The 25,159-nt window shown below is 67.5% G+C and carries 28 protein-coding genes; 18 read left to right on the top strand and 10 right to left on the bottom strand.

The window, feature by feature from the left end; genetic code table 11:
* The 4 genes from BLW05_RS02085 to BLW05_RS02070 are packed head-to-tail and all read right to left on the bottom strand — an operon-like array spanning nt 1 to nt 2,434.
* On the bottom strand, nt 1–486 hold the full coding sequence (locus BLW05_RS02085; protein ID WP_093159071.1) for a DoxX family protein: 486 nt from the start codon (nt 484–486) through the stop codon (nt 1–3).
* Nucleotides 483–1,277 (bottom strand): HvfC/BufC N-terminal domain-containing protein, encoded by a 795-nt coding sequence (locus BLW05_RS02080; RefSeq protein ID WP_093159068.1) that lies wholly within the window; start codon nt 1,275–1,277, stop codon nt 483–485. The genes BLW05_RS02085 and BLW05_RS02080 overlap by 4 nt, the downstream gene beginning before the upstream one ends.
* Entirely contained in the window at nt 1,274–2,122 is an 849-nt protein-coding gene (locus BLW05_RS02075) for an MNIO family bufferin maturase (protein WP_093159065.1), read from the bottom strand. Before BLW05_RS02075 ends, BLW05_RS02080 begins: the two co-directional genes overlap by 4 nt.
* Nucleotides 2,123–2,143: 21 nt before the next feature.
* Nucleotides 2,144–2,434, bottom strand: a complete 291-nt coding sequence (locus BLW05_RS02070) for a BufA1 family periplasmic bufferin-type metallophore (protein ID WP_093159062.1) — start codon at nt 2,432–2,434, stop codon at nt 2,144–2,146.
* A gap of 154 nt (nt 2,435–2,588) precedes the next feature.
* Between BLW05_RS02070 and BLW05_RS02065 the strand changes: the two genes are divergently transcribed.
* Complete coding sequence (locus tag BLW05_RS02065; RefSeq protein WP_093159060.1) at nt 2,589–3,158, top strand: sigma-70 family RNA polymerase sigma factor; 570 nt, start codon at nt 2,589–2,591, stop codon at nt 3,156–3,158.
* Entirely contained in the window at nt 3,158–3,799 is a 642-nt protein-coding gene (locus BLW05_RS02060) for a DUF1109 domain-containing protein (protein WP_093159057.1), read from the top strand. Before BLW05_RS02065 ends, BLW05_RS02060 begins: the two co-directional genes overlap by 1 nt.
* Before the next feature lie 7 nt (nt 3,800–3,806).
* On the opposite strand, the gene BLW05_RS02055 is transcribed toward BLW05_RS02060, so the two are convergent.
* Nucleotides 3,807–4,280 (bottom strand): Lrp/AsnC family transcriptional regulator, encoded by a 474-nt coding sequence (locus BLW05_RS02055; RefSeq protein ID WP_093159054.1) that lies wholly within the window; start codon nt 4,278–4,280, stop codon nt 3,807–3,809.
* 206 nt (nt 4,281–4,486) lie between these two features.
* Between BLW05_RS02055 and BLW05_RS02050 the strand changes: the two genes are divergently transcribed.
* The 4 genes from BLW05_RS02050 to BLW05_RS02035 all read left to right on the top strand — a co-directional run bounded on the left by BLW05_RS02050 (nt 4,487) and on the right by BLW05_RS02035 (nt 8,575).
* A complete protein-coding gene (locus tag BLW05_RS02050; RefSeq protein WP_093159051.1) occupies nt 4,487–5,464 on the top strand; it encodes an ABC transporter substrate-binding protein in 978 nt (325 codons plus the stop codon).
* Nucleotides 5,465–5,599: 135 nt separating this feature from the next.
* Nucleotides 5,600–6,529: an ABC transporter permease gene (locus BLW05_RS02045; RefSeq protein WP_093159048.1), complete on the top strand. Its 930-nt coding sequence runs from the start codon at nt 5,600–5,602 to the stop codon at nt 6,527–6,529.
* Complete coding sequence (locus BLW05_RS02040; RefSeq protein WP_093159045.1) at nt 6,529–7,323, top strand: ABC transporter ATP-binding protein; 795 nt, start codon at nt 6,529–6,531, stop codon at nt 7,321–7,323. Before BLW05_RS02045 ends, BLW05_RS02040 begins: the two co-directional genes overlap by 1 nt.
* Nucleotides 7,324–7,348: 25 nt before the next feature.
* A complete protein-coding gene (locus BLW05_RS02035) occupies nt 7,349–8,575 on the top strand; it encodes a Glu/Leu/Phe/Val dehydrogenase dimerization domain-containing protein (RefSeq protein WP_093159042.1) in 1,227 nt (408 codons plus the stop codon).
* A 1-nt stretch (nt 8,576) separates the two neighbouring features.
* Here the strand turns inward: BLW05_RS02035 and BLW05_RS02030 are convergent, their stop codons facing one another.
* Nucleotides 8,577–10,097: a helicase HerA-like domain-containing protein gene (locus tag BLW05_RS02030; RefSeq protein WP_093159040.1), complete on the bottom strand. Its 1,521-nt coding sequence runs from the start codon at nt 10,095–10,097 to the stop codon at nt 8,577–8,579.
* A gap of 104 nt (nt 10,098–10,201) precedes the next feature.
* Between BLW05_RS02030 and BLW05_RS02025 the strand changes: the two genes are divergently transcribed.
* The 11 genes from BLW05_RS02025 to BLW05_RS01975 are packed head-to-tail and all read left to right on the top strand — an operon-like array spanning nt 10,202 to nt 20,290.
* Complete coding sequence (locus tag BLW05_RS02025; protein ID WP_093159037.1) at nt 10,202–10,513, top strand: phosphopantetheine-binding protein; 312 nt, start codon at nt 10,202–10,204, stop codon at nt 10,511–10,513.
* Nucleotides 10,514–10,531: 18 nt separating this feature from the next.
* Nucleotides 10,532–11,155, top strand: coding sequence for a COG4648 family protein (locus tag BLW05_RS02020; protein ID WP_256329973.1), 624 nt, complete (start codon nt 10,532–10,534; stop codon nt 11,153–11,155).
* A 13-nt stretch (nt 11,156–11,168) separates the two neighbouring features.
* Nucleotides 11,169–12,872, top strand: a complete 1,704-nt coding sequence (locus tag BLW05_RS02015; protein ID WP_256329972.1) for an AMP-binding protein — start codon at nt 11,169–11,171, stop codon at nt 12,870–12,872.
* Nucleotides 12,869–13,849, top strand: coding sequence for an acyl-CoA synthetase (locus BLW05_RS02010; RefSeq protein ID WP_093159029.1), 981 nt, complete (start codon nt 12,869–12,871; stop codon nt 13,847–13,849). The genes BLW05_RS02015 and BLW05_RS02010 overlap by 4 nt, the downstream gene beginning before the upstream one ends.
* A complete protein-coding gene (locus BLW05_RS02005) occupies nt 13,821–14,447 on the top strand; it encodes a LolA-related protein (RefSeq protein ID WP_093159027.1) in 627 nt (208 codons plus the stop codon). Before BLW05_RS02010 ends, BLW05_RS02005 begins: the two co-directional genes overlap by 29 nt.
* Nucleotides 14,444–16,834 (top strand): MMPL family transporter, encoded by a 2,391-nt coding sequence (locus BLW05_RS02000; RefSeq protein WP_093159024.1) that lies wholly within the window; start codon nt 14,444–14,446, stop codon nt 16,832–16,834. Before BLW05_RS02005 ends, BLW05_RS02000 begins: the two co-directional genes overlap by 4 nt.
* Before the next feature lie 35 nt (nt 16,835–16,869).
* Entirely contained in the window at nt 16,870–17,697 is an 828-nt protein-coding gene (locus tag BLW05_RS01995) for a polysaccharide deacetylase family protein (RefSeq protein ID WP_256329971.1), read from the top strand.
* A gap of 37 nt (nt 17,698–17,734) precedes the next feature.
* Nucleotides 17,735–18,484, top strand: coding sequence for a class I SAM-dependent methyltransferase (locus BLW05_RS01990; RefSeq protein WP_093159019.1), 750 nt, complete (start codon nt 17,735–17,737; stop codon nt 18,482–18,484).
* On the top strand, nt 18,481–18,936 hold the full coding sequence (locus BLW05_RS01985; RefSeq protein WP_093159016.1) for a hotdog family protein: 456 nt from the start codon (nt 18,481–18,483) through the stop codon (nt 18,934–18,936). The genes BLW05_RS01990 and BLW05_RS01985 overlap by 4 nt, the downstream gene beginning before the upstream one ends.
* Before the next feature lie 9 nt (nt 18,937–18,945).
* The gene (fabG, locus tag BLW05_RS01980) at nt 18,946–19,677 is read left to right on the top strand and encodes a 3-oxoacyl-ACP reductase FabG (RefSeq protein ID WP_093159014.1); all 732 of its coding nucleotides are present in this window, start codon (nt 18,946–18,948) and stop codon (nt 19,675–19,677) included.
* A gap of 16 nt (nt 19,678–19,693) precedes the next feature.
* Entirely contained in the window at nt 19,694–20,290 is a 597-nt protein-coding gene (locus BLW05_RS01975) for a glutathione S-transferase family protein (RefSeq protein ID WP_093159011.1), read from the top strand.
* Between the two features lie 21 nt (nt 20,291–20,311).
* Here the strand turns inward: BLW05_RS01975 and BLW05_RS01970 are convergent, their stop codons facing one another.
* The 4 genes from BLW05_RS01970 to BLW05_RS01955 are packed head-to-tail and all read right to left on the bottom strand — an operon-like array spanning nt 20,312 to nt 24,243.
* A complete protein-coding gene (locus tag BLW05_RS01970) occupies nt 20,312–21,088 on the bottom strand; it encodes a glycosyltransferase family 2 protein (RefSeq protein ID WP_093159009.1) in 777 nt (258 codons plus the stop codon).
* Complete coding sequence (locus BLW05_RS01965; RefSeq protein ID WP_093159006.1) at nt 21,055–21,852, bottom strand: lysophospholipid acyltransferase family protein; 798 nt, start codon at nt 21,850–21,852, stop codon at nt 21,055–21,057. Before BLW05_RS01965 ends, BLW05_RS01970 begins: the two co-directional genes overlap by 34 nt.
* Nucleotides 21,853–21,868: 16 nt before the next feature.
* Nucleotides 21,869–22,900: a chorismate transformation FkbO/Hyg5 family protein gene (locus BLW05_RS01960; RefSeq protein ID WP_093159004.1), complete on the bottom strand. Its 1,032-nt coding sequence runs from the start codon at nt 22,898–22,900 to the stop codon at nt 21,869–21,871.
* Nucleotides 22,897–24,243, bottom strand: a complete 1,347-nt coding sequence (locus BLW05_RS01955; RefSeq protein ID WP_093159001.1) for an NAD(P)/FAD-dependent oxidoreductase — start codon at nt 24,241–24,243, stop codon at nt 22,897–22,899. Before BLW05_RS01955 ends, BLW05_RS01960 begins: the two co-directional genes overlap by 4 nt.
* A gap of 172 nt (nt 24,244–24,415) precedes the next feature.
* On the opposite strand from BLW05_RS01955, the gene BLW05_RS01950 reads away from it, so the two are divergent.
* Entirely contained in the window at nt 24,416–25,141 is a 726-nt protein-coding gene (locus tag BLW05_RS01950; RefSeq protein ID WP_093158999.1) for a YebC/PmpR family DNA-binding transcriptional regulator, read from the top strand.
* Nucleotides 25,142–25,159: the final 18 nt, after the last annotated feature.

The raw sequence follows: 25,159 nt of genomic DNA, 5'->3' as shown, positions 1-25,159 counted from the left end.
CTAGGCAATGCGCAGCAACCGGTCTAGCGCGAGGGTGCCGCCGCCGCGGCCCGCGAGGTAGAGCAACAGCGCGGCCCACGACAGATGCGTCGGCCATGCGTCGGGGTAGACGAAGACCTCGATCACCAATGTCATGCCGAGCAGCGCAAGCGAGGACAGCCGCGTGAACAGACCCAGCACGAGCAGCACCGGAAAGAGATGCTCGGCATAGGCTGCCAGATGCGCCGCGATCTCGGGTGGAACGAGCGGCAGCTTGTATTCGGTACGGAAAAGCTCGTAGGCGCCTTCCGTGATGTGGAGAAAGCCATCGACCTTGGTTCGCCCGGACATGAAGAAGATCGCGGCGATGGCGAAGCGGCTGGCCAGCGCCAGCACGTCGTGCGTCACGAGGCGCGTGAGTCCGGCGGCGAGCCGGTTCCATCGCGCGATCAGGCCGTGGTCCTGGGCGTCATGGCTGAGCGCGGGGGATGCGGTGCGGGTGTTCATGGCGTTCTCACTTCCAGGTCGGGTTGAGGGGAAGGGCGCGCGAAGGCGCCGGCGCGCAGCAGGCCTTCGAGCAGGGCGGCGAGGTCGGCTTCGGGATTCGCGTCCGATGCGCGCTCCGCCGCCTCGGCGAGCGGCAGGCCGGTGGCGCAGGCATCGAGAAATGCGCAGTCCGCCTCGCCGATCGCGCACGACCGAACCGCGTCGCGGGGGCGTGTGATCAACGCGCCTTCGCTGCGCCAGTCGAGATGCGCGATGCCGGCCGCGTCGCCCTCTGCGCGATTGCGTTGCCAGATGGAGAAGATCGGCTGATCACGGAACCATGCCCAGCGGGCCGCCGGATGCGGCACGAGGACGAGCCGGGCCAGCGTATCGGGCTCCTGGCGGGCGAGCCATGCAGCGTCGACCGGGGCGGCATCGGCGGCGACGTGGGCTTCGCTCCACATGGCATCGATCCGGGCCACGTCCGCGAGGTAGGTGAGCCCGGAGGCCGGCTCGAAGCCCGAGAGGAAGTCGGGGAACGCGCCGCCATAGCGCGAAAGTTGCCCGTCGCGCGGCGGTTGGTCGGCCACATGAAGCGCCGCCGCTGCACGGAACCACTCGCTGCCGACCAGTCGCGCCACCGCGGGGAAGTTGGCTTCGAGCGCATCGACGCAGCCTTTCATCACCGTGTTGCGGTAGACCGCGAACGCCGGCTGTGCGAGCAGTGCGTGCATGGCGGGGTCCGCGATGTCATCCGGTGCGTGCAACGCGGACGCGAAGGCCGACTGGAATCGGCTGAGTCCCGATGTCATGAGGTGACCTCCGCGCCGCACGCGGCGCGCCGCAGTTCACCTTCGGCGTGTGCGCGTTCGGTCATCAGTTCGTCGAAACATGGGATGTTGCCGTCGCGTTCGATCAAGGTCGGGCGTGCGCCCGCGCGCTCGAGGAATCGGCGATAGAGCCGCCAGACGTCCGGAGCGACCGGTGCATCGTGCGAATCGATCAGCAGCGAGGCACCCAGGTTCGGATCGCGCGTATGCCCGGCCAGATGGATCTCGGTCACGCGCGATGCGGGAAAGCGGTCGAGCCAGTCGTCCGCCTCGAAGCCGAGATTGCGCGCCGAGACGTGCACGTTGTTGATGTCGAGCAGCAGCGTGCAGCCGGTGCGTCGCGCGATCTCGTCGAGGAAGTCGATTTCGTCCCATTCGTGCGTCGCGATGCGCAGGTAGTGCGACGGGTTCTCGATCGCGATCGGGCGGTTGAGCGCGGCCTGTACGCGCTCGATGTTGCGCACGATGCAATGCAGCGCTTCATCCGTGCGCGGGAACGGGAGCAGGTCGGGAAAGTAGCGGCCGTCCCAGCGCGACCAGGCCAGGTGCTCCGACACCAGCGCGGGTTCGATCCGGCGCGCCAGCGCGGCCAGCCGCCGAAGCTGGGCCGCGTCGGGTCCGGCATCCGACGCGAGCGAGAGCGAGACGCCGTGCAGCGACACCGGGTGCCGCTCGCGTATCGCTTCCAGCCATGCCAAGCGCGGCCCGCCCTCGACGGCGTAGTTCTCGGGATGGACCTCGAACCACAGGCCGTCGATCGCGGCGGATGCCGCCGCGTCGAAGTGCTGCGGCTTGAGTCCGACGCCCGCTGTCATTGCTGCAAACATGGCCGCGTCCTGACAGGTGGGTCAGGCCTTCATCGGCATCAGCGAGCCCATGCCCTTGGGCGTCTTGATCGAGGTGCAGGTGCCGGCGGGCACGTTTCGCCAGGCGTTGCCCTGGTAGTCCATCTTCGACGTGCCCGCGCAGGTGGTGCCGGGGCCGGCGGCGCAGTCGTTCTTTCCGGCCATCGAGACGCCGTAGCACTTCTCGACCTTGGCCATCGAGTCATCCATCGGCTTCTTGTCCTGTGCCATGGCGGAGGACGCGGCGAGGGCGCCCAGTGCGAGGGCGGCGATTGCGAAAGAACGATTGATCATGGTGAACTCCTGTGCTTGGGTGGTTGTTCAACCGCACCGGCTGGCGCAGTCGTCTCTACTTCGCGGTCCGCTCGCCGTGAGTTACAGCGCGCGGCACAATCCGCCCGGTTTCTTTTTTTGCATGGCCCTGTAACCAGGTGAGCTGAAAACACGAATGTCCAAAGGGAATCCGCAGTACGGGAACGGCGCCGAGCAGGAGCTCCACGAGCTCTTCCTGCGCGGGCTGGAAGGCGACGCCACGGCTTATCGCACCTTCCTGCAGAAGCTGAGCGCGCACCTTCGCGCCTATCTCGCGAGGCGGCTGTTCGGGTGGCCCGATGAAGTGGAAGATCTCGTCCAGGAATGCCTTCTCGCCATGCACAACCAGCGCCACACCTACCAGAGCGACCAGCCGCTGACGGCCTGGGTGCATGCGATCGCGCGCTACAAGATGATCGATCTGCTGCGCTCCAAGGCGGGACGCGAGGCCTTGCACGAGCCGCTTGACGATGAGCTCGCGGTCTTTGCCGAATCGGCCACTGAAGCCAGCGATGCGCGACGGGACCTGGCCGGTCTGCTCGACACCTTGCCGGATCGACATCGATTGCCCATCGTCCATGTCAAGCTGGAAGGCCTCTCGGTGGCCGAGACCGCGAAGCTCACCGGCATGTCGGAGTCGGCGGTCAAGGTCGGCATCCACCGTGGCTTGAAGGCGCTCGCCCTGAAGATCAAGGAGGCGATCTGATGAAGACGGACGACCTGATCTCGATGCTCGCCGCCAGCGCTACGCCGGTGCCGACGCATGTGGCAAGCCGGCGGCTGTTGACTGCGTTGCTGGTTGGGCTGCCGCTGTCTTTCGTCTTCATGCAGTGGGTGTTCGGCCTGCGGCGTGACCTGATGGAAGTGATGACGTGGCCCATGTTCTGGGTGCGGCTGCTGTTCCCGGTCTGCATCGCGGCAGGCGCCTATCTGATGGTCGAGCGGCTGTCGCGGCCGGGCGTGAAGGTGCGCAAGGCCTGGCTCGGGCTGGCCGTGCCGGTGCTGGTCGTCTGGGGCATGGCCGCCTACATGCTGGTGTCCGCGCCCGCCGAGGAGCGCCCCGCATTGGTCATGGGGCAGACCTGGCGGACCTGCACGGCGAACATCGCTTTCGTCGCGCTGCCGGTGTTCGTCGCGGCGCTGGTTGCACTCAAGGGGCTGGCGCCGACACGGCCGGCGCTGGCGGGTGCCGCGGCCGGGCTGATGGCCGGCGGCGCCGGGGCGGCGATCTACGCGCTGCACTGCGTGGAGTTGGCAGCGCCTTTTTTCGCGGTCTGGTACGTGCTCGGCATTTCGCTGCCGGCGGTCGTGGGCGCGCTGATCGGCAGTCGCTTCCTGCGCTGGTGATCGCCGATCATTCCGGCAGGGGCAGCGCGCTCGTGCACTTGAACTCGTCCAGGCACACGCTGGACCGCACGCCGTCCACGCCGGGCAGCCGCATCAGCTTCTCGATCAGGAACTGCGACAGCCCCTTCAGGTCGCGCGCGATGACCTTCATCACGAAGTCGTAGTCGCCGGTGATCGAGTAGCACTCCAGCACTTCCGGCAGGTCGGTCACCACGTTGGTGAACTTCGACAGGTCGCGGATGTGGCCCTTCTCCATCGCCACGAGGATGAAGGCGACCACATTCAGGTCGAGCCGGGCAGGGGCCAGCCGGGTCTCGTAACGGGCGATGTAGCCGGCTTCCTCCAGTCGCCGGTGGCGGCGGTGGCACTGTGCCGGCGACAAGCCGGCGGCCTCGGCCAGCTCCAGGTTGGAGGCTCTACCGTGCTCCTGCAGGAAGCCCAGGATCTTGCGATCGATGCGGTCCAGATCGGTCTCGTACAAGATTTACTCCAAAGTTGCCGAATTGGAGAAATTCTATTTCATGCCTGAGGGTTCGCCCGGGTCTGCGATGAAAGCAGATTTTTCGTGCGGAAGTTCACACTTCTCTCCCTGGGAACGCAGTGATTCGACCGGGCTCACAAAGCCCTTTCGCCGGAGTGCTTCCCTGAATTGAAACCCACTCGACTATTTCCCATCAGGACTTCAACGTGAAACATTCTTTCGTGCGTTCCGCCCTCGGTCTTCTCGCCTTCGCGCTCGCTGGCGCAGCCGCTCCCAGCCACGCCTCCGACAAGACGGTCTCGGTGGCCGTCACCTCGATCGTCGAACACAAGGCCCTCGACGCGGTGCGCGACGGCGTCAAGGACGAACTGAAGTCCGCCGGATTCGAAGCCGGCAAGAACCTGAAGTACGAATTCCAGAGCGCCCAGGGCAACAACGGCACGGCCGCGCAGATCGCGCGCAAGTACGTCGGAGAGCGTCCGGACGTGATCGTCGCGATCGCCACGCCGTCGGCGCAGGCCGTGGTCGCTGCGAGCAAGGACATCCCCGTGGTCTACAGCGCGGTGACCGATCCGGTCGCGGCCAAGCTGGTGAAGGGCTGGGAAGCCTCGGGCACGAACGTCACCGGCGTGTCGGACCTCTCGCCGCTGGACAAGCACCTGGCGCTGATCAAGCGGGTCGTGCCCACAGCCAAGCGCGTGGGCGTGATCTACAGCCCGGGTGAGGCCAACTCGGTCGCGATCGTCGAGGCGCTGAAGAAGGCGATGCCCGCCGCGGGCCTCACGCTGGTGGAAAGCGCCGCCGCGCGCACCGTCGACGTGGCGAGCGCCGCGCAGAGCCTGGTCGGCAAGGTGGACGTCATCTACGCGCCGACGGACAACAACGTGATGTCGGCCTTCGAGGGCATCGTGAAGGTCGCCCAGCAGGCCAAGATCCCGGTCGTGGCGGCGGATACCGACGCGGTCAAGCGCGGCGCGGTCGCGGCGCTGGGCCTGAACTACTACGACATCGGTCACCAGACCGGCAAGATCGTCGTGCGCATCCTGCAGGGCCAGGCGCCGGGAACGATCGCCTCGCAGACCAGCGACAACTTCGAACTGCATGTCAACCCGGGTGCGGCGCAGAAGCAGGGCGTGACGCTCTCGGATGAGCTCGTCAAGTCAGCCCAGGTGGTGATTAAGTAACTCGCCCCCAGGCTCGCGCACTTCGTGTCGCTCTCCACCCCCGACCGGGGGCGATACCAGCGGCCCGGCGAAGCCGGTTCCGCGGTATCCCTGGATTGCGCTGCGCCGATTTCCACTGTTTGGAAAAGAACTGAAATGTCCCTTATTGCTTCGCTCGGCGCCGTCGAGATCGGTCTGATCTTCGGACTGGTCGCGCTCGGCGTCTACCTGTCGTTTCGCATCATCAACTTTCCGGACCTGACGGTCGACGGCAGCTTCCCGCTCGGCGGCGCCGTCGCGGCAGCGCTGATCGTGGCGGGGTGGAATCCCTTCGCCGCGACGGGCGCGGCCATCGCGGCCGGCGCGCTGGCCGGTTGGCTCACCGCATGGCTGAACGTGCGCCTGCGCATCATGCAGCTGCTCGCCAGCATCCTTGTGATGATCGCGCTCTATTCGATCAACCTGCGCGTCATGGGCAAGCCCAACATCGCGCTGATCGACGAGCCCACGGTATTCAGCATGCTCGCATTCGGCGGCATGCCCGACTACCTGCTCAAGCCGCTCGTGCTGCTCGCCATCGTGGTCGCAGTCAAGGTGCTGCTGGACCTGTTCTTCGCCTCCGAAGCGGGCCTCGCGATGCGGGCCACCGGCGGCAATCCGCGCATGGCGCGTGCGCAGGGCATCTCGACCGATCGCCAGACCATCTGCGGCCTGGCGCTGTCGAACGCGCTGGTCGCACTGGCCGGCGCGCTCTTCGTACAGAGCCAGGGCGGGGCGGACATCTCGATGGGCATCGGCACCATCGTGGTCGGGCTTGCCGCGGTGATCATCGGCGAGACCATCCTGCCGGCGCGCAGCCTGGTCGTGACCACGCTGGCCTGCGTGCTCGGTGCGGTGCTCTACCGCTTCTTCATCGCGCTGGCGCTCAACAGCGACTTCATTGGCCTGAAGGCCCAGGACCTGAACCTGGTGACGGCCGTTCTCGTCGCGTTCGCGCTGCTCGTGCCCGCCTGGAAGCGCAAGCTGCCGGCACGCCGGGCGGCCGCGCGCACTGTCTCTTCGATGGCTGCCAAGGGGGTACGCTGATGTTGCACGCAAAGGGTCTCGAAATCACCTTCAACCCCGGCACGCCGATCGAGAACCGCGTGCTGCGCGGGCTGGACCTGAAGATCCCGACGGGCCAGTTCGTCACGGTCATCGGCTCCAACGGCGCGGGCAAGTCGACCTTCCTGAACGCGGTGAGCGGCGACCTCCTGGTCGATCGCGGCACGATCCACATCGACGGCGAAGACGTCACGCGACGTGCTGCATGGCAGCGCTCGGACCTGGTGGCGCGCGTCTTCCAGGACCCGATGGCCGGCACCTGCGAGGCGCTGACGATCGAGGAGAACATGGCGCTGGCCTGGAAGCGCGGCGCGCGCCGCGGCTTCGGCCTGTCGCTCACGCGCAGCCTGCGCGAGTTCTTCCGCGAGAAGCTCAGCATCCTCAACCTCGGCCTGGAGAACCGCCTGGCCGATCGCATGGGGCTGCTGTCCGGCGGACAGCGGCAGGCGGTGAGCCTGCTGATGGCCTCGCTGCAGCCGTCGCGCATCCTGCTGCTCGACGAGCACACCGCGGCGCTCGATCCGAAGACCGCCGCCTTCGTGCTGGAACTCACCGCGCGCATCGTCGAGGCCGGCAAGCTCACGGCCATGATGGTCACGCACAGCATGCGGCAGGCGCTGGATTACGGCACACGCACCGTGATGCTGCACGAAGGCCGCGTGATCCTCGACGTCGCGGGCAGGGAGCGCACGGGCATGGACGTGCCCGACCTGCTCGACATGTTCGAGAAGACCCGCGGCGAGAAGCTCGACGACGACAAATTGCTGCTTGCCTGACCTCAACGAATCCTGAAAGACAAAGATGAAAGAACTGCTGACCCGCTTCGAGAACAAGGCGCCCGAGATCGTCTTCGAATGGCACGACGCCGAAACACCCGCCAAGGGCTGGGTCGTCATCAATTCGCTGCGCGGCGGCGCCGCCGGCGGTGGAACGCGAATGCGTGCCGGTCTGGACCGGCGCGAGGTCGAATCGCTGGCGAAGACCATGGAAGTCAAGTTCAGCGTCTCCGGCCCGGCCATCGGCGGCGCGAAGTCGGGCATCGACTTCGACCCGGCCGATCCGCGCAAGAACGACGTGCTGCGGCGCTGGTACAAGGCGGTGACGCCGCTGCTCAAGACCTACTACGGCACCGGCGGCGACCTCAACGTCGACGAGGTGCACGAAGTGATCCCAATCACCGAGAGCTTTGGCCTCTGGCATCCCCAGGAGGGCGTGGTCAACGGGCATTTCGCGCCGAGCGACAGCGAGCGCATCCAGAAGGTCGGCCAATTGCGCATGGGCGTGGCCAAGGTGGTGGAAGACCGCCAGTACTCGCCCGACATCGCGCGCCGATACGTGGTGGCCGACCTGATCACCGGCTGGGGCGTGGCCGAGTCGGTGCGGCACTACTACCGCTTGTACGGGGGCAGCGTGGCCGGCAAGCGCGTCATCGTGCAGGGGTGGGGCAATGTCGGTTCCGCCGCCGCGTACTACCTTGCGCAGGAAGGCGCGAAGGTGGTCGGGATCATCGACCGCGACGGCGGACTGCTGAATCCGGACGGCTTCAGCTTTGACCAGGTGCGCCAGCTTTTCCTCGAAAAGAAGGGCAACCAGCTCTCGGCGAAGTACATGCTGCGCTTCGACGAAATCGACAGCCTGGTCTGGAGCGCGGGCGCCGAGATCTTCCTGCCCTGTGCGGGCTCTCGGCTCGTGACCCGCGAGCAGGTCGAGGCGTTGGTCGAAGGCGGGCTCGAAGTGGTGTCCAGCGGCGCGAACGTGCCCTTTGCCGACAGCGAGATCTTCTACGGCCCGATCTACGAGCAGGCCGATTCGCAGGTCGCGGTGATCCCTGACTTCATCGCCAACTGCGGCATGGCGCGCGCCTTCGCGTTCCTGATGGAGGGTGACGCGGAAGTGTCCGATGCGGCGATCTTCGGTGACGTGTCTGCCACGGTGGCTGCGGCGCTCGCGCGCTGCCATGCCCGTTCGAGCGGCCGCACCGGGATTGCGCGCCAGGCCTTCGAGAACGCGCTGACGCAGCTGGTCTGAGTCAGCGCTTCTTCGAGCCGAAGATGCCGCCAAGCACGCCGCGCAGGATTTCCTTGCCGACGGTCGTGCCCATGGTGCGCATCGCGGACTTCGCCATGGTCTGCGCGAGGCCGTCGTGTCGGCCGCCGCGCGGACCGACCGAGCCGAACAGGATCTCGTTGACGGTGTTCATCACGCCACCGCCTGCATCCTGCGGCGACGCCGCGCCCGGGTTCACGGTCCCAGGCACGGGTGCATCCGGCGCGCTCGCCGCGCGGCCCTTGAGCTTTTCATAGGCCGACTCACGATCGACCGCCTTTTCGTAGACACCTGCGACCAGCGAGTTCGCGACCAGGGCCTGGCGCTGGGCGGGCGTGATCGGCCCGATCTGGCTGCCGGGCGGCAGCACGTACACGCGCTCGGTCACCGACGGGCGGCCCTTGTCGTCGAGGAAGCTGACCAGCGCCTCGCCGACCGCGAGTTCGGTGATGGCCTTCTCGATGTCCAGGCCGGGCTTCTGCCGCATCGTGGTCGCGGTCGCTTTGACCGCCTTCTGGTCGCGCGGCGTGAAGGCCCGCAATGCGTGCTGCACCCTGTTGCCGAGCTGGGCGAGCACCGAGTCGGGGATGTCCAGCGGGTTCTGTGTGACGAAGAAGACGCCCACGCCCTTGGAGCGCACGAGCCGCACCACGAGTTCGATGCGCTCCACCAGCGCCTTGGGCGCCTCGTTGAAGAGCAGGTGCGCTTCGTCGAAGAAGAACACCAGCTTGGGCTGGTCCGGGTCGCCGATCTCGGGCAGTTGCTCGAAGAGCTCCGAGAGCATCCACAGCAGGAAGGTCGCGTAAAGGCGCGGCGAATTCATCAGCTTGTCCGCCGCCAGGATGTTCACCACGCCCTTGCCGCCTTCGGTCTGCATGAAGTCGGCGATGTTGAGCATCGGCTCGCCGAAGAACTTGTCGCCGCCCTGGGTTTCGATCTGCAGGAGGCCGCGCTGGATCGCGCCGATGCTGGCCGCGCTGATGTTGCCGTACTGGGTGGTGAACTGGCTCGCGTTCTCGCCCACGTACTGGAGCATCGCGCGCAGGTCCTTGAGGTCGAGCAGCAGCAGGCCGTTGTCGTCCGCGATCTTGAACACCAGGTTGAGCACACCCGACTGGGTGTCGTTGAGGTCGAGCATGCGGCCCAGCAGCAGCGGCCCCATGTCGGAGATGGTGGCGCGCACCGGATGGCCCTGTTCGCCGAACACATCCCACAGCGTGACGGGGCAGGCGAAGGGCTCGGGCGCATCGATGCCGCGTTCCTTCAGCGAAGCGGCCATCTTCTCGCCGATGCTGCCTTTCTGGCTGACACCGGTCAGGTCGCCCTTGACGTCGGCCATGAATACCGGCACGCCGATGGTGGACAGCTTCTCGGCCATGGTCTGCAGCGTGACGGTCTTGCCGGTGCCGGTGGCCCCGGTGATCAGGCCATGGCGGTTGGCCAGTCCCGGCAGCAGGTTGCATTCGACGGCGTCGTGACGGGCAATGAGGAGGGGGTCGGCCATGGGTGAATTCCGGTCGTTGCGAGAGCAGCCAGTCTAGCGAAGCAGGCCTCCCTATAATTCCAAGAACCCGAGCGATAGTTTTTCACAAGTTCCGGAGTTCTCTTTTGTCATCGACTGCACAATTTCCCGTTTCCGCCGCTGGCGACACTTCCGAACAGTCCCCCCTGGAGAATGAATTGGCCGTGCTTCTGGTCGAATCGCTCAACCTGGAAGTCGCCCCGGCCGACATCGCGCCCAACGCGCCGCTCTATGGCGAAGGCCTGGGTCTCGATTCGATCGACATCCTCGAAGTGGCGCTGGAAGTTTCGCGCAAGTACGGCTTCCAGCTGCGCTCGGACGACGAGCGCAACCAGCAGATCTTCTCGTCGCTGCGCAGTCTTGCAGCGCATGTCGCGCAAAACCGCGGCACTTCCTGATCCATGTCTCGATGGCGCATGGCGCTCCTGCTGATCGCGGGGGTGGGCTATGCCTTTGTTTCCCACTGGATGATGCTCTACCACGCGGCAGAGCCGTGGGCGATCGTGGTGCTGCTCGGCCCGCTGTGGCTGACCGCCATGGGGCTCGCCGGCAGCCGCTTCGGAAGCCGGGGGCTGGCGCTTTCCGCCATGGTGGGCGTCGTCCTGTTCGCGCTCGTGATCCGTGGCGATGTGGGCGACACGAACCGGCTCTACATGCTCCAGCACGCCGGCATCAACGCGCTGCTGTGCGGGTGGTTCGGTGGCACGCTGCGCGCCGGCCGGCTGTCGCTCATCGGGCAGTTCGCGCAGCGCGTGCATCCGCTGTCGCCGGCCCACGTGGCCTACACCGCGCAGGTCACGCGGGTCTGGACGCTCTATTTCGCCTTGATGGCCGTCGCTTCGGTCATCGTGTTCGAAACCCAGCCGTTCGCGGTCTGGTCGGTGCTCGCGAATCTGCTGACGCCGCTGCTGATCGGTGTGCTCTTCCTGGGCGAACACCTGCTGCGCTATCGGCTCCATCCCGAATTCGAACGCACCCGCCTCGTGGATGCGGTGCGCGCCTTCTACAGCACGCCGGCCAGTGGCACCGCCCGGCGTTGAACCGGACTCTGCGGTGACATCCAAATCCCAATTCCCGCTGATCGCGGACCGTGACCTCGACCAGCCGCTCGCGTGGCGCGACGGCGTGCCCGTGAGCGCACGCGAGTTTCTCGCCGACGTGGCCCGCTTCGCGCCGCAATTGCGCGAGGGTGGCCCGGTCGTGAACCTGTGCGTGGACCGTTACGCCTTCGCCGTCAGCCTGGCGGCTGCACTCGTACGCGGAGAAACCAGCTTCCTGCCGCCCGATGCCCGGCCCGACACCCTCGCGCGACTGCACGAAGTCGGCGATCCGGCATTCGCGGTGATCGACGACGCCGCGATCGAAACGCCCGGCCTTCCGAACGTTCTCTTCGACAAGCACGCGCCCTCGGATCGCTCGGCCGACGCGCCGCTGCCGGCATTCGATCGCGACATGCATGCGGCGAGTCTGCTGACCTCCGGCTCCACCGGCGCGCCGCAACCGCACGCCAAGACCTGGGGCAGTCTCGTGGGCTGCGTCAAGGCGGCGGTCGAGCGGCTGTCGAGCCTGCTGGGCCGTCCCTCGCTGTCCGGCCTGACGCTGGTCGCGACGGTGCCAGTGCAGCACAGCTACGGCCTCGAATCCTCGGCGTTGCTCGCGCTGCTGGGCGGCGCGGCGTTCGAGAGCGGACGGCCGTTCTTCCCGGCCGACGTGGCGAAGGCGCTGGCCTCGGTGCCGCAGCCGCGCGCGCTGGTGACCACGCCTTTCCACCTGAAGACCCTGCTGCTGTCCGGCATCGAGCTGCCGCAGGTCGACCTGATCCTCTCGGCCACCGCGCCGCTGTCGCCGCAACTCGCGGCCCAGGCGGAGGAGGCGATGGGCGGCAAGCTGATCGAGATCTACGGCAGCACCGAATCCGGCCAGGTCGCCACGCGCCAGCCGACCCAGAGCGAGGTGTGGGAAACCTTTGGCGACGTCCGCGTCCACCGCGAGCAGGATGCAGCGGGCAACGAGCGCTTCGTCGTCTCGGGTGACTTCATTCGCGAGCCGACCCCGGTGGCGGACATCCTCGAGCTGCAGGGCGATCGTCGCTTCCGCCTGCTGGGCCGTGCGAACGACCTGATCCACGTGGCCGGCCGACGCAGTTCGCTGGGCTATCTCAACCACCACCTCAACAGCATTCCGGGCGTCGTCGACGGTGCCTTCTGGCTGCCCGATGACGTGGTCGACGGCGTGGTGCGGCCTGTCGCCTTCGTCGTGGCGCCGACGCTCGATGCACAGGCGATCATCGCTGCGCTGCGCGAGCGCGTCGAGGCGGTGTTCGTGCCGCGGCGCGTGGTGCATGTGAATGCCTTCCCGCGCGAAGGCACCGGCAAGCTCACGGTCAAGTCGTTGCGCGAGTTCGCGCTGGCGCATCTGGCCTCGGACACGACGCCGGTGCAACTGACGCGCGAGGTGCCCGAAGACCATCCGGCCTTCGCCGGCCACTTCCCGGGCCAACCGCTGTTGCCGGGTGCGCTGCTGGTGGCGGAAGTGCTCGAAGCCGTGCGCGGTGTACCGGCGCTCTCGGCGCGTCTTGGGCCCAGTCCGACGCTTGCGGCGGCCAAGTTCCTCGCGCCCGTACGGCCGGGCAGCGCGCTGCTGATCGATCTCGTTCCTGAAACCGGCGCGTCGCGCGGGCTGCGGTTCGAAGTGCGCTGCGGCGAGGTCGTCGCCGCGAGCGGGCGCTGGACACCCGGCGTCGGCATCGCGTCATGAGCGCTTCGCCGCCCGAGAGCGGCGATTCCCGTCCCGGGCAGGCCGATTGGGCACGCGCGCCCGAGCGCAGCAACATGCTCGCGCTGCGTGTCATCAGCTGGATCGCGCTCAGGCTCGGTCGGCCAATTGCGCGCCTGGTGCTGCATCCCATCGCGCTCTATTTCCTCCTCTTTTCGCCGACGCCGCGACGCCACATCAAACGCTATCTGCTCCGCGCGATCGGGCCGCGGGCCGGGTGGAGCGATGGCTACCGGCTGCTGCATGCCTTCGCATCGACGGTGCTCGACCGGCTCTATTTCCTGCGCGGACGCATCGACCTCTTCGACGTGCACGTGCGCGGTCACGAAGCAGTCGAGGCCGAGGTGAATGCGGGGCGTGGTGCCTTCATGCTGGGCGCGCACGTCGGCAGCTTCGAGGCGCTGGGCGCCACGCGGCAGAAGGAAGAAGCCCCTGCCGACATCCGGCTCGCGATGCTGATGTACCAGGACAACGCGCAGCAGATCAGCGCCTTGCTCAATGCGATCAGCCTGCCCGAGCACCGGCCGCACATCATTGCGCTGGGCCGTCCGCACGCGATGCTCGAACTGCGCGACTGGCTCGACTCCGGCGGCCTCGCCGGCCTGCTGGCGGACCGCACGCTCGCCGGTCCCGAAGAGGCGGGTCAGCAGCGGGGCAGCAGCGTCGAATTGCCTTTCCTCGGGCAGCCTGCGATCTTCAACGACGGGCCTTTCCGCCTGGCCGCATTGCTGCGCCGCAAGGTGTTCTTCATGGCCGGCCTTTACGTGGGCGGTGCCCGCTACGATGTGCTGTTCGAGCCGCTGGCCGACTTCAGCGAACGCATCGCCGATCCTGCCGAGCGCGAACGGCGCATCCGTGCAGCGCTCGAAAGCTATGTGGCGCGGCTCGAGGCGCTGTGCCGCGCGTATCCGCACAACTGGTTCAACTTTCATGATTTCTGGCTCGAAGATTCGGATTGATCGCTGGTGCAAGGCGTTGCTCGCGGCGCTGGCGCTCGTGATGTCGGCGTCGTCCGCCTGGGCGTTCGATGTGCCCGAGCTCATGAGCCTGCTGGCGCAGCGCAGGAGCGGGGACGCCACGTTCACCGAACAGCGCTTCGTGCGCGGCCTCGAAGGGCCGCTGGACGCCAGCGGCGTGCTGAGCTTTACCGCGCCCGACCGGCTGATGCGCCGCACGATCACGCCGCGCCCCGAGACGATGAGCGTGGAGGGCAACACGCTGACGTTGTCGCGCGGCGGCCGCACCCGCACGGTCGCGCTCGACAGCATGCCCGAGCTGCTCGGCATGGTCGAAGCGATGCGCGGCACCCTGAGCGGCAATGCACAAAGCCTGCAGCGCTACTTCCGCAGCACGCTCACCGGCACCCGCAACGAGTGGGCGCTGGAGCTCCAGCCCGTCGACGAACGCCTCGCCGCACAGGTGCGCAGCATGCGCCTGACCGGTCGGGGCGGCGAAGTGCTCGGCATCGAGATGGAGTTCATCGGCGGCGACCGTTCGGTGATGAACATCACGCCCGATCGCAGCACTGTCAGCGCGCCGGCGCGACCCACGCCGTGACGCGCGTCGCTTCATCGGCGAGCGGGCGCCCCGCCAGGCTCTCGCTGTGGCTCTGGCTGGCGCTGCTGGCCGTGGGCATCGCGGTGATCGCGCGCTCGCACTTCAGCGCGGACCTTTCCGCCTTCCTGCCGAAGAGCCCCGACGCGCGGCAGCGGCTGCTGATCGAGCAACTCCAGAGCGGCATCGCCTCGCGCACCATCTTCATCGGCATCGAGGGCGGCAAGGATGCGGCGCAGCGCGCCGATGTGTCGCGCGCGCTTGCATCGGCGATGCGGCAAGGCGGTCTCTTCGACCAGGTCCAGAACGGCGACACCAGCGAATGGAAGCAGTCGGGCACCTGGGTCTTCGACCACCGCTACCAGCTTTCGCCCGGGGTGACGCCGGAACGCTTCACCACCGAAGGCCTGCGCGATGCGATCGTCGACACGCTGTCGATGCTCGGAACACCCGCGGGCAACGCGCTCAAGCCGTTGCTCGATCGTGACCCGACCGGCGAAACGCAGCGCATCGCCGAAGGGCTGATCCCGGCAAGCTCACCGCGCAGCGAAGAAGGCGTGTGGGTCTCGCGCAGCGCGCCGCGCGCGGTGATCCTCGCGACCACGCATGCGTCGGGCAGCGACCTCGACGAAGTCGCGAAGGCCATTGCAAAGGTGCGCGGCGCGTTCGACGCAGCGACGAACGGCCTCTCGGGCGACCGCCCGCAACTGCAGATGACCGGCGCGCCGATCTTCTCGGTCGAGAGCCGGGACCAGATCAAGACCGAGGCGATTCACCTCGCGGTGGTGGGCGGCATCGTGATGGGCGCCTTGCTGCTGCTGGCTTTCGCATCGCCGCGCGCGCTCGTCGTCGCGTTCCTGCCGGTCGCGACTGGCGTGGTCTGGGGCACCGCGACGGTCAGCCTCGTCTTCGGCTCGGTGCACGGCCTCACGCTGGGGTTCGGCAGCACGCTGATCGGCGAGACGGTGGACTACGCGATCTACTACCTGATCCAGGCGCGCGGCGCGGCCACGCCGGGCACCGGATGGCGGCGCTGGCGCGACATTCATTGGCCGACGGTGCGCCTGGGCCTGCTGACCTCGGTGTGCGGATTCGCCGCGCTGGTGTTCTCGGGCTTTCCGGGGTTGGCGCAGCTTGGCGTGTTCTCGCTCGCGGGCCTGATCGCGGCCGCGCTGGTCGCACGCTTCGTGCTGCCGGTCCTCGCGCCGGACGGCGCCACGGGCATGGGCATGCGGGCCCGGATGGCGCGTGTGGCGGGATTCCTCGTGCGGGGTCTGCCGCGTCTGCGCTGGGTGTTCGCCGGACTGGGCGCCGTCGCTCTGGTCCTGGTGCTGTGGCAGGGCGGCGATCTGTGGCGCGCGAATCTCGGCGCGATGAGCCCGGTGCCGCAGGCCACGCAGAAGCTCGACGCAGAACTGCGATCGGACATCGGCGCGAGCGACGGCGGCACGCTGGTCGTGGTCCAGGGGGCCGATCTGCAATCGGCGCTGCAGAGCACCGAGGCCGCTGGCGCGCGGCTTGACGCGCTGGTCGACAAGGGCGACCTCGCGGGCTACGAAACCGTCACGCGGCTGTTGCCGAGCGAAGCGGCGCAGAAGGCGCGGCTCGCGAGCCTGCCGGACGCAGACACCTTGCGCGCCCGGCTGGCAGATGCGACGCGCGGATTACCGCTGCCCGCATCGCGGCTCGAACCCTTCATTGCGGATGTGGAGGCGGCCAAGGTCCTGCCGATCGTCCAGCGTGCCGACCTGAAGGGCGGGCCGCTCGACGCGGTGCTCAGCGCATTGATGTTCGAACGGCAGGCCGGCGGATGGGCCACGCTGATCGCGTTGCATCCGGGCGCGAGCTTCGACGCCAGTCGGCTCGCGGCGGCGCTCGACGGGGTGCAGGACGTCCAGGTGGTCAACGTGGGCGACGAGTTGGCGAACCTCTATCAGCGCTATCTGCACGAGGCCTTCGTGCAGGTGATGCTCGGCGCGCTCGCGGTGGTGATCCTGCTCGGCGCCTACTTGCGGTCGGGCCGCCGGTTGCTCGCGGTGTGCCAGCCACTCGCAGTGGCCGTGGTGCTCACGATGGGCGGCATGGCGGCGCTCCATGTGCCGCTGGGCATCCTTCATCTGGTGGGGATGCTCCTGATCGTGGCGGTCGGATCGAACTACGCCTTGTTCTTCGATCAACTTCGCGAGACCGGCCGCGCCGACGAAGACACGCTGGCGTCGCTGATGCTGGCGAACCTGACGACGGTGATCTCGTTCGGGTTGATCGCGATCTCCAACATCCCGGCGCTGTCGTCGATCGGCCGCGTGGTCGCACCCGGCGCGCTGCTGGCGCTGCTGCTCTCGGCCGCGTTCGCGCGTGCCACCGCGCCGCTCGCTCCCAGGGCGCGCTGATGGGAGAATCGACCGGCTACGCCTCTCGAGAGTCCATGTCGCAAGTCCTTCCTGTCTCCCATCGCGGATCCTGGCCATGGCCGCCGGTCATTCAGGCCAGCGCCTTGGTGCACATCGCGGCTCTCGGCGCGGGTCTGTTCGTGCCGGGCGCGTGGCCGTGGGCAATTGGCGCCGTCGTGCTGAACCATGCGGTCATCAGCGCGGCCGGCCTGACGCCGCGCAGCAGCCTGCTCGGCCCCAACGTCACGCGGCTTCCGGCAAGCGCTGCGGCAAGGTGCGAGGTCGCGATCACGATCGACGATGGTCCCGACCCGGATGTGACGCCGCAGGTGCTGGATCTGCTCGACGCATACGGGCAGCGCGCCACATTCTTCTGCATTGCCGAGCGGGTGCTCGAGCATCCTGCATTGGCACGCGAGATCATCGCGCGCGGCCACAGCATCCAGAACCACACGGCGCGGCACCGTCACAACTTCTCGCTGCTGGGGCCGCGTGGTTTCGCGCAGGAGATCTCGCGCGCGCAGCAGGTGCTCGAGGACGTCATCGGCCTGAGGCCCGACTGCTTCCGCGCGCCCGCCGGTCTGCGCAATCCCTTCCTGGCGCCGGTGCTGCACCGCATGGGACTGTCGCTGGTGAGTTGGACGCGGCGTGGCTTCGATACCCGCGAAGGCAACGCCGCGACCGTGCTGGCGCGGCTCACCGACGGGCTGAAGGCGGGCGACATCCTGCTGCTGCACGACGGCCACGCGGCGCGCACCGCGCAGGGGCAGCCGGTCATCCTCGAGGTGCTTCCCGGGTTGCTCGCGCGGCTGCAAGTCGATCGCCTGCGTGCCGTGACCTTGCCGGAGGGCCTGTCGACATGAGTCGCCGGCCGGTCGCCGCACCTCCCAGAGTTCTTTCATGAGTGTCCAGATTTCCACGGACGCCGCGTGGCGTCGATTGCATGAGCGCGCGAGCGCCCCTTACAAGAAGGCCGGCAAGTTTGCCTGGCACTTCGCGCGCGGCAAGCTCGGGCGCGACCCTGTCTTTCGCGGGCTGATCGAGCGCGGATTGATCGGCGAAGGCCGGGCACGCGTGGTCGACATCGGCTGCGGGCAAGGCCTGTTCGTGAGCCTTCTTTCGGCCATGAGCGCGATGCAGGCGCAGCCCGGCGAATGGCCGTCGACATGGCCTGCCACGCCGGCCGCGGCAAGCTACACCGGCGTCGAACTGATGCCCAAGGACGTGGCGCGCGCCGAGGCGTCCGTGGGCCATCTGCGGCCGGCACCCCGCTTCGTGTGCGGCGACATGTGCACGACGGAGCTGCCTGCCAGCGACCTCGTGGTGATCCTCGACGTGCTGCACTACGTCGACCTCGATGCGCAGGAGGGCGTTCTGCGCCGCGTCCGCGATGCCCTGCAACCGGGCGGACGGCTGCTCCTGCGCGTGGGTGATGCGGACAGCCGGCGAGGCTTTGCGATCAGCCAGTGGGTCGATCGCACGGTCACGCGCATCCGGGGGCACCAGGTGTCGCCCACCTGGGGCCGGCCGCTCAAGGATTGGAAGGCGCTGCTCGAGCGCCTCGGTTTCTCGGTCGACAGCATCCCGATGAGCGAAGGCACGCCCTTCGCGAACGTGCTGCTGGTGGCCGATCTCAAGGATTCCCGATGACCGCACCTCAAACCATGGACCAGGCCGGCATTGCCCGCCGTATCCCGCACAGCGGCACGATGTGCCTGCTGGAGCGCCTGGAGTCGTGGGATGCGAACCGCATCCACTGCACGACGAACACGCACACGCGCCCGGACAATCCGCTGCGCACCGCCAGCGGCCTGCTGTCGCCGAACCTCGTCGAATACGCGGCGCAGGCGATGGCGTTGCATGGCGGCCTGCTGGCGCCGGAAGACAGCGAACCCTCGGCCGGTTTCCTGGCGAGCGCGCGCGGCGTGCGGCTGGCCGTCGAGCGCATCGACGAGGTGGCCGGCGCCCTGCATGTGCACGCCGAACGGGTTTCCGGCGATGCGACGCAGATCCTCTACGAGTTCGCGGTGAAAGACGGGCAGGGCCGGGCGCTCGCCGAAGGCCGCGCAGTCGTCGTGCTCAACACACCGCTTGCCAACTGAAGGAAGTCCATGAGTCTCACAGGAAAACGTGCGCTGGTGACCGGCGCCAGCGGCGCGCTCGGCGCCGCGATCGCGCAGCGCCTTGCCCGCGATGGCGCGACCGTGCTGCTGCATGCCAATTCGCGGCCCGAATCGGTCGAGCAGCTTGCGGCCACCATCGCCGCAGCCGGCGGCAAGGCCGAATGCGTGGTGTTCGACCTGCGCAGCGACGAGGCAGCACGCGCTGCGTGCGAGCGCATGCTGAAGGACGGGCCGGTGCAGATCATCGTCAACAACGCGGGCGTGCACGACGACGCGGTGCTTCCGGGCATGCAGCCCGAGCAGTGGCACAAGGTGATCGATGTGTCGCTCAACGGATTCTTCCGAGTGACGCAGCCGCTGCTGCTGCCGATGCTGCGCACGCGCTGGGGGCGCATCCTGAACATCTCCTCGGTTGCGTCGCTGACCGGCAATCGCGGGCAGGTCAACTACGCAGCGGCGAAGGGAGCGCTCAACAGTGCGACGAAGTCCCTGTCGCTGGAAGTGGCGGCGCGCGGTGTGACGGTGAACGCGATCGCGCCGGGCATCATTGCCTCGCCGATGGCCGATGGCGTGTTCGACGCGGCGATGATCAACCAGCTCGTGCCGGCGAAACGCGCCGGCACGCCCGAGGAAGTGGCCGCGCTGGCTGGTTTCCTCGCCAGCGACGAGGCTGCCTACATCACGGGGCAGATCATCTCGATCAACGGCGGAATGATCTGAATCTGAAAGGCAGGCGATGATCAAGCTCTTCCACGCACCGAACTCGCGCTCCTCGCGCATGATCTTTCTGCTCGAAGAACTGGGTGCCCCGTACGAGATCCGGAAGGTCGACATCCGCCGCGGCAATGGCACCGGTGCGGCCGACCCCGCCAACCCGCATCCCCACGGCAAGGTGCCCGCGATCGAGGACGACGGCGCGCTGGTGTTCGAGTCCAGCGCGATCGCCTGCTATCTCACCGACAAGTTTCCCGCGGCCGGCATCGGCCCGGTGGTGGGCTCGCCGCTTCGCGGGGCGTACCTGACCTGGCTGGCCTACTACGCCGGTGTGATGGAACCCGCCTGGGTTGGCAAGTTCATGGGCGTGACACCGCCGCGCGGCACGGCGGGGTGGGTTGATCCCGATGAAGTCATGGTCCATGTGAACCGCACCCTGGAGCGCGGCCCATACCTTCTGGGAGAGCAGTTTTCCGCCGCCGACATCCTCGTCGGCACCACCTTCGCGCTCTTCCTCGGCAGCCCGATGCTGCAGCGCACGCCCTTGCTCGAGAACTATGTGAAGCGGGTGACCGGCCGCCCGGCTTTCGCGCGCGCACAGGCCCGCGAAAACGCCTGAGCAGGCGGGGTCACGCTCGCCTCAAGCCTGGAAGGGCGGTGCGCCGCGCAGCCGGCGCCATAGCAGCCCTGGCAGCCTGAAGACGAACTCGATCACCAGCCGGGTGTGCATCCACGTCAGCAGAACGTTGTCGCGCCCATAGCGGAAGTGCGACACGCCGCCTTCCTCGGCCGTGAGGTACTTCACCGGTGCATCGATATTGACCGGCTTCACGCCGCGCCATGCCAGCCGCACCACCGCCTCGGTGTCGAAGTCGAAGCGGCGCATCCAGGGTTGCGCTTCCATCACCGACATCAGCTCGGCGAGGGGATAGACGCGGAAGCCGTACAGCGAATCGCCGATGCCGGCGAACAGGGTTTCGAGCTGCGTCCAGCTGTTCGAGACGCGGCGGCCGCGCACGCGCAGCAGTGGCGCGCTCGCATCGAAGACGGGGCGGCCGAGCACCATCGTCTCGGGGCGATCCTGTGATGCCTTCATGAAGGCCGGGATCAGGTCGGCAGGATGCTGGCCATCCGAATCCATGGTCAGCACGTGCGTGAAGCCGGCTGCGCGCGCCTCGCGCAAGCCGTGCAGCACGGCGGCACCCTTGCCCTGGTTGTCGGGGAGGATCGAAACGCGCAGGCCCGGGTCGGACGCCGCCATCGCCTGAAGCCGCTCGCCGGTGCCGTCGGTGCTGCCGTCGATCACGACCCACACCGGATTCCACTGCGCGCGGGCCGCTTCGACCGTCGAGAACAGGCGCTCACCCGTGTTGTAGCTGGGGATCAGGACAAGGTGGGTGCGCGAGACGTCTGGCATGCGGGCTGCGCATCTGGAGTGCGCTGTTCCATGGATTGGCGGAAATACTGTTCGAGCTGCTTGAGCAGTGCGTCGCTGTCCTGCGAGGGCGCAAAGCGCTGGCCAAGGCGCAGCCGGAAGACGATGGGCAGAGGCGGCACGCGCCACAGCGGCCAGCCCTTGGCGAGATAGGGCGAATCAGTGTCGATGAAGACCGTCTGGATGGGCGACTGCGCGAGCTTGGCGATCAGCGTGACGCCGGGCCGGAACGCGTTGAGCGGCGGCGTCACGGTTCGCGTTCCCTCGGGAAAGATCACGAGCTGCCCGCCGCTGCGCAGGTCCTCGACTGCGAGCTTGACCATGGTGCGGGCCGAGTCGTTGCGGATGTAGCGTGCCAACCGTGCGCCTGCGCCCAGGAAGACATTGCGCATCAGGTCGGCCTTCATGATGCAGGCGCTGCGCGGCAGTCTCGCCACCAGCAGCAGGGCGTCCAGCATGGTGGGATGGTTGGCGACGATGATCAGGCCGCGCTCGTTGCGCAGGGTGTCGAGGCAGCTTGCATCGATGCGCATCATGCCGCACAGCGATGCCGAGGCCCAGAAGGCCCGGTACGCGTGCGCGATGACGCTGCGGCCCACTGTCCGACCGGCTCCGGCCGGCAGCAGCGGATAGAGCAGCATCGCGATCAGGTTCCAGACGAGCGATATGACACCCAGCAGCGCGAGCAGCGCGTACAGCGGCAGCGCAAGCGCCATCGAAAGTGCCAGGTGAAGCAGCCGATTCATGGCGTGAATGACGTCCTCAGCCGCGAAGCGCGCCGCGTCCGACCGCGTGGGCTTCGATTTCGACCAGCAGGTCCTGGCGGCAGATGTCGGCTTCGAGGAACACCGCGTGGGTCAGCGTGTGCGCCTCGGGGCCGAGGGCTTCTTCCATGACCTGCCGCACGACCGGTGCATCGGCCACATGACGCACATAGACGACGCTGTCGATCGCTGCGAGGTCGAAGGTGGCCGTGGTGCGCGCGTTGGCTGCGGCGATCACCGCGCGCAGGTTGCGCAAGGTTTCCTGCGTCTGCGCCAGGACCTCGCCGATGTGGACCGTCTCGTGCCCGATGATGCTCGCCGTGCCGGAGATGAACAGCGCAACGTCGCCACCGCCGATCTCGGCAAGGGCCGCCCGGGAGAACGTCGGCGCGCGCGGCCCGTAGGTCTTGGGATAGTGGTAGGCCGAGACCTGTCGCGGGTTCTCGACCGGCACCGGCGCGCTGCGGCCCGCCAGGAAGCGGATGCTCAGCGCGCCCTGATGAATTCCGAGCGCGCACGCGGCCGGGGCGCCTTCGAAGGCGGCCTGATTGGCTTCGACGAACGCCTGCTGGCGGCCCAGATTGAACTGCCGGTAGCGCTCGAGGCCGCCGCCGTCGCCGTTGATCTGCGGCAGGTAGTTCCAGATGCGCAGCAGGTGCGTGCACCCGGTCTGCTCGAGCGCCTTGAAGAGGTCGTGGTACGCGTGCTGGGAGAGGGCGGCCAGGCCCTGCTTCTCGACCGCCTCGTCGAGGTCGATGGCGCCGAGCATCCAGTGGCCGTCGCATCGCCACCGCACTACGCCGGTGGTGCCGGATTCGATGTGTTCGCTGGCATGCCAGACGTCCGCCATCGCGCCGCGCGCCGACAGGACGCGCGCGTTGACGGTCGGCATCCAGGCCAGGTCGTCGGGCGTGCCGTAGCCGAGCGCGCCGAACGGCGAGGATCCGCCGGCCGCGAGTGACAGGCTGTCGGACAGGGAAAGGCGCTCGACGCGCAGGGGCGGCGCCCCGAGAGGTTCTCTTGCTGTCACTTGGTTCCGATGATGTTTTCGCCGGCGAGCGGGCCGAGGTCGCGAATGTTCCGCCGGCGGCGCTGCCAGGCATTCCACGACCTGCGCGGATTCACGGCGCAGACGGAGAAATAAATGGTCTTGAGGATCCGCAGCGAGCCCCAGATCGGTGTCTTGCCATGGATGTCGCCGGCCAGCAGCGACAGCAGGGCTTCCTTCACGCGGAAGGGGTTCTGCGGGTACATGAAGAAATCCCGCATCGTCGGATTGGTGACGCGGAAGATGAACCACGAGAACTCCCGTGGTCCGTGGCGCATGTCTCGCTCGAATCGTTGTCGCGCCGCGGCGGCCCTCGCGGGCTGGTCCAGCGTGGCGGCGACGACCTTGGCGCCCTCGAAGGCGCTGTGCATCGCGAGGTAGACGCCCGACGAGAACACCGGATCGATGAAGGCGTAGGCGTCGCCGAGCATCAGGTAGCGCTCGCCGCTGCAATGGGTGCTGGTGTACGAATAGTTGCCGGTCGCGTAGACAGCGTCGTCCACCAGCGTGGCGTCTTTCAGCCGCTGCTTCAATGGTTCGCACATGGCGATGGTGTCGGCGAAGAATTCCTGCAACGGCTTCTTGCGCGACTTGAGGTAATAGGGCCAGCAGACCGCACCGACACTCGTGGTGCCGTCGGCCAGGGGGATGTACCAGAACCAGCCGTGGTCGAACCAGAAGATGGTGATGTTGCCTTCGAGCTTGCCCGGGAGTCGCTCGGCGTTCACGAAGTGGCCGAACAGCGCGGAGCTGTTGTGCCGCGGGTTCTTCAGCTTGGCCTTGAGCTTGTTCGAAAGAAAGGTGTCGCGGCCGGAGCAATCGAGCACGAAGCGCGCCCGCCACTGGCGACGGGACCCATCGTCGAGTACCGCCTGCACATCGGCGCCGTCGGCGTCGAAGCTGACCTCGCGCACCTGGCAGCCCTCGACGGCTTCCGCGCCACGCGCCGCGGCGTTGCGAAAGAGGATCTCGTCCATTTCGGAACGTCGCACCTGCCAGGCATAGGGCATCGACTTGTCCCAGGCGTCGGCAAATTCGACGCGTGCGGTGTGATCGTGATCCGGCGAAACGAATTCCACGCCGAACTTGGGCATGCCGATGCGTTCGATCTGGTCGCGCACGCCCAGCCTGTCGAAGAGGGCCACGTTGGCTGGCAGCAGCGATTCGCCGATGTGGAAACGGGGGTGATGCGCCTTTTCGACCATCACCACCTTGCGCCCCTCGCTGGCGAGCACCGCCGCGGCCGTTGCGCCAGCGGGGCCGCCGCCGATGACTAGGACGTCGCAGGTTTCGACATGCTCGGACGTGATGGAAGGAATCTTCATGCAGAGGGGCTGGAATGGATCCGGAGCAAGGGTGCTCGGAAGAGTGCGTCTTTCAGCGCGGCGATTATCCCAAAAAGGCATCCGGTTCCCCCACATCGGCCCGGGCGCCGTGCGCGCCGGACAGTAAACTCGCCCTTTGCTTTGAAAACACAAGACAGCGAGAGTTAGAGCCATGGCCGGACACAGTAAATGGGCGAATATCCAGCATCGAAAAGGCCGCCAGGACGAGAAGCGAGGCAAGCTCTGGACCCGTGCGATCCGTGAAATCATGGTTGCCGCCAAGGCCGGAGGCGGTGATCTCAGCGCCAATCCGCGGCTGCGGCTGGCGGTCGACAAGGCCAAGGCGGTCAACCTGCCCGCCGACACCATCAAGCGCAACATCGACAAGGCCACCGGCAACCTCGAAGGCGTGAACTACGAGGAAATCCGCTACGAAGGCTACGGCATCGGCGGCGCGGCGATCATCATCGACACCATGACCGACAACCGGGTGCGCACCGTGGCCGAGGTGCGCCACGCGTTCACCAAGCACGGCGGCAACATGGGCACCGAGGGGTCGGTCGCCTTCCAGTTCAAGCATTGCGGTCAGCTCATCTTTGCGCCGGGCACCAGCGAGGACAAGGTGATGGAAGTGGCGCTCGACGCGGGTGCGGAGGACGTCATCGCCGACGACGACGGTGCGATCGAGGTCCTGACCGCGCCCGGCGATTTCGAAGCCGTCAAGAACGCGCTGGAGGCCGCGGGCCTCACGCCCGACGTGGCGGAGGTCACGATGCGGGCCGAGAACACCATCGAGCTCGCCGGCGACGACGCCGCAAAGATGCAAAAGCTGCTCGACGTCCTGGAGGACCTCGACGACGTGCAGGACGTCTATCACAACGCTGCGCTGCCCGATTGACGGAAGCGCGAACGAAAG

The sequence above is a fragment of the Variovorax sp. YR216 genome (genome assembly GCF_900107745.1).
Taxonomy (GTDB): Bacteria; Pseudomonadota; Gammaproteobacteria; order Burkholderiales; family Burkholderiaceae_C; genus Variovorax.
Note: the sequence above shows the minus strand (reverse complement) of the source record. Positions and strands in the feature narration are given on the sequence as shown.

Excerpts from the sequence above, each read along its gene's own strand:
- BLW05_RS01955 (WP_093159001.1), bottom strand. The coding sequence starts at position 24,243 with ATGAAGATTCCTTCCATCACGTCCGAGCATGTCGAAACCTGCGACGTC.
- BLW05_RS02010 (WP_093159029.1), top strand. The coding sequence starts at position 12,869 with ATGAGCGCTTCGCCGCCCGAGAGCGGCGATTCCCGTCCCGGGCAGGCC.
- BLW05_RS01950 (WP_093158999.1), top strand. The coding sequence starts at position 24,416 with ATGGCCGGACACAGTAAATGGGCGAATATCCAGCATCGAAAAGGCCGC.
- BLW05_RS02035 (WP_093159042.1), top strand. The coding sequence starts at position 7,349 with ATGAAAGAACTGCTGACCCGCTTCGAGAACAAGGCGCCCGAGATCGTC.
- BLW05_RS01970 (WP_093159009.1), bottom strand. The coding sequence starts at position 21,088 with ATGCCAGACGTCTCGCGCACCCACCTTGTCCTGATCCCCAGCTACAAC.
- BLW05_RS02065 (WP_093159060.1), top strand. The coding sequence starts at position 2,589 with ATGTCCAAAGGGAATCCGCAGTACGGGAACGGCGCCGAGCAGGAGCTC.
- BLW05_RS01985 (WP_093159016.1), top strand. The coding sequence starts at position 18,481 with ATGACCGCACCTCAAACCATGGACCAGGCCGGCATTGCCCGCCGTATC.
- BLW05_RS02060 (WP_093159057.1), top strand. The coding sequence starts at position 3,158 with ATGAAGACGGACGACCTGATCTCGATGCTCGCCGCCAGCGCTACGCCG.
- BLW05_RS02080 (WP_093159068.1), bottom strand. The coding sequence starts at position 1,277 with ATGACATCGGGACTCAGCCGATTCCAGTCGGCCTTCGCGTCCGCGTTG.
- fabG (WP_093159014.1), top strand. The coding sequence starts at position 18,946 with ATGAGTCTCACAGGAAAACGTGCGCTGGTGACCGGCGCCAGCGGCGCG.
- BLW05_RS01965 (WP_093159006.1), bottom strand. The coding sequence starts at position 21,852 with ATGAATCGGCTGCTTCACCTGGCACTTTCGATGGCGCTTGCGCTGCCG.
- BLW05_RS02045 (WP_093159048.1), top strand. The coding sequence starts at position 5,600 with ATGTCCCTTATTGCTTCGCTCGGCGCCGTCGAGATCGGTCTGATCTTC.
- BLW05_RS02005 (WP_093159027.1), top strand. The coding sequence starts at position 13,821 with ATGATTTCTGGCTCGAAGATTCGGATTGATCGCTGGTGCAAGGCGTTG.
- BLW05_RS01995 (WP_256329971.1), top strand. The coding sequence starts at position 16,870 with ATGTCGCAAGTCCTTCCTGTCTCCCATCGCGGATCCTGGCCATGGCCG.
- BLW05_RS02075 (WP_093159065.1), bottom strand. The coding sequence starts at position 2,122 with ATGTTTGCAGCAATGACAGCGGGCGTCGGACTCAAGCCGCAGCACTTC.
- BLW05_RS01990 (WP_093159019.1), top strand. The coding sequence starts at position 17,735 with ATGAGTGTCCAGATTTCCACGGACGCCGCGTGGCGTCGATTGCATGAG.
- BLW05_RS02070 (WP_093159062.1), bottom strand. The coding sequence starts at position 2,434 with ATGATCAATCGTTCTTTCGCAATCGCCGCCCTCGCACTGGGCGCCCTC.
- BLW05_RS02085 (WP_093159071.1), bottom strand. The coding sequence starts at position 486 with ATGAACACCCGCACCGCATCCCCCGCGCTCAGCCATGACGCCCAGGAC.
- BLW05_RS02030 (WP_093159040.1), bottom strand. The coding sequence starts at position 10,097 with ATGGCCGACCCCCTCCTCATTGCCCGTCACGACGCCGTCGAATGCAAC.
- BLW05_RS01975 (WP_093159011.1), top strand. The coding sequence starts at position 19,694 with ATGATCAAGCTCTTCCACGCACCGAACTCGCGCTCCTCGCGCATGATC.
- BLW05_RS02020 (WP_256329973.1), top strand. The coding sequence starts at position 10,532 with ATGGCGCTCCTGCTGATCGCGGGGGTGGGCTATGCCTTTGTTTCCCAC.
- BLW05_RS02040 (WP_093159045.1), top strand. The coding sequence starts at position 6,529 with ATGTTGCACGCAAAGGGTCTCGAAATCACCTTCAACCCCGGCACGCCG.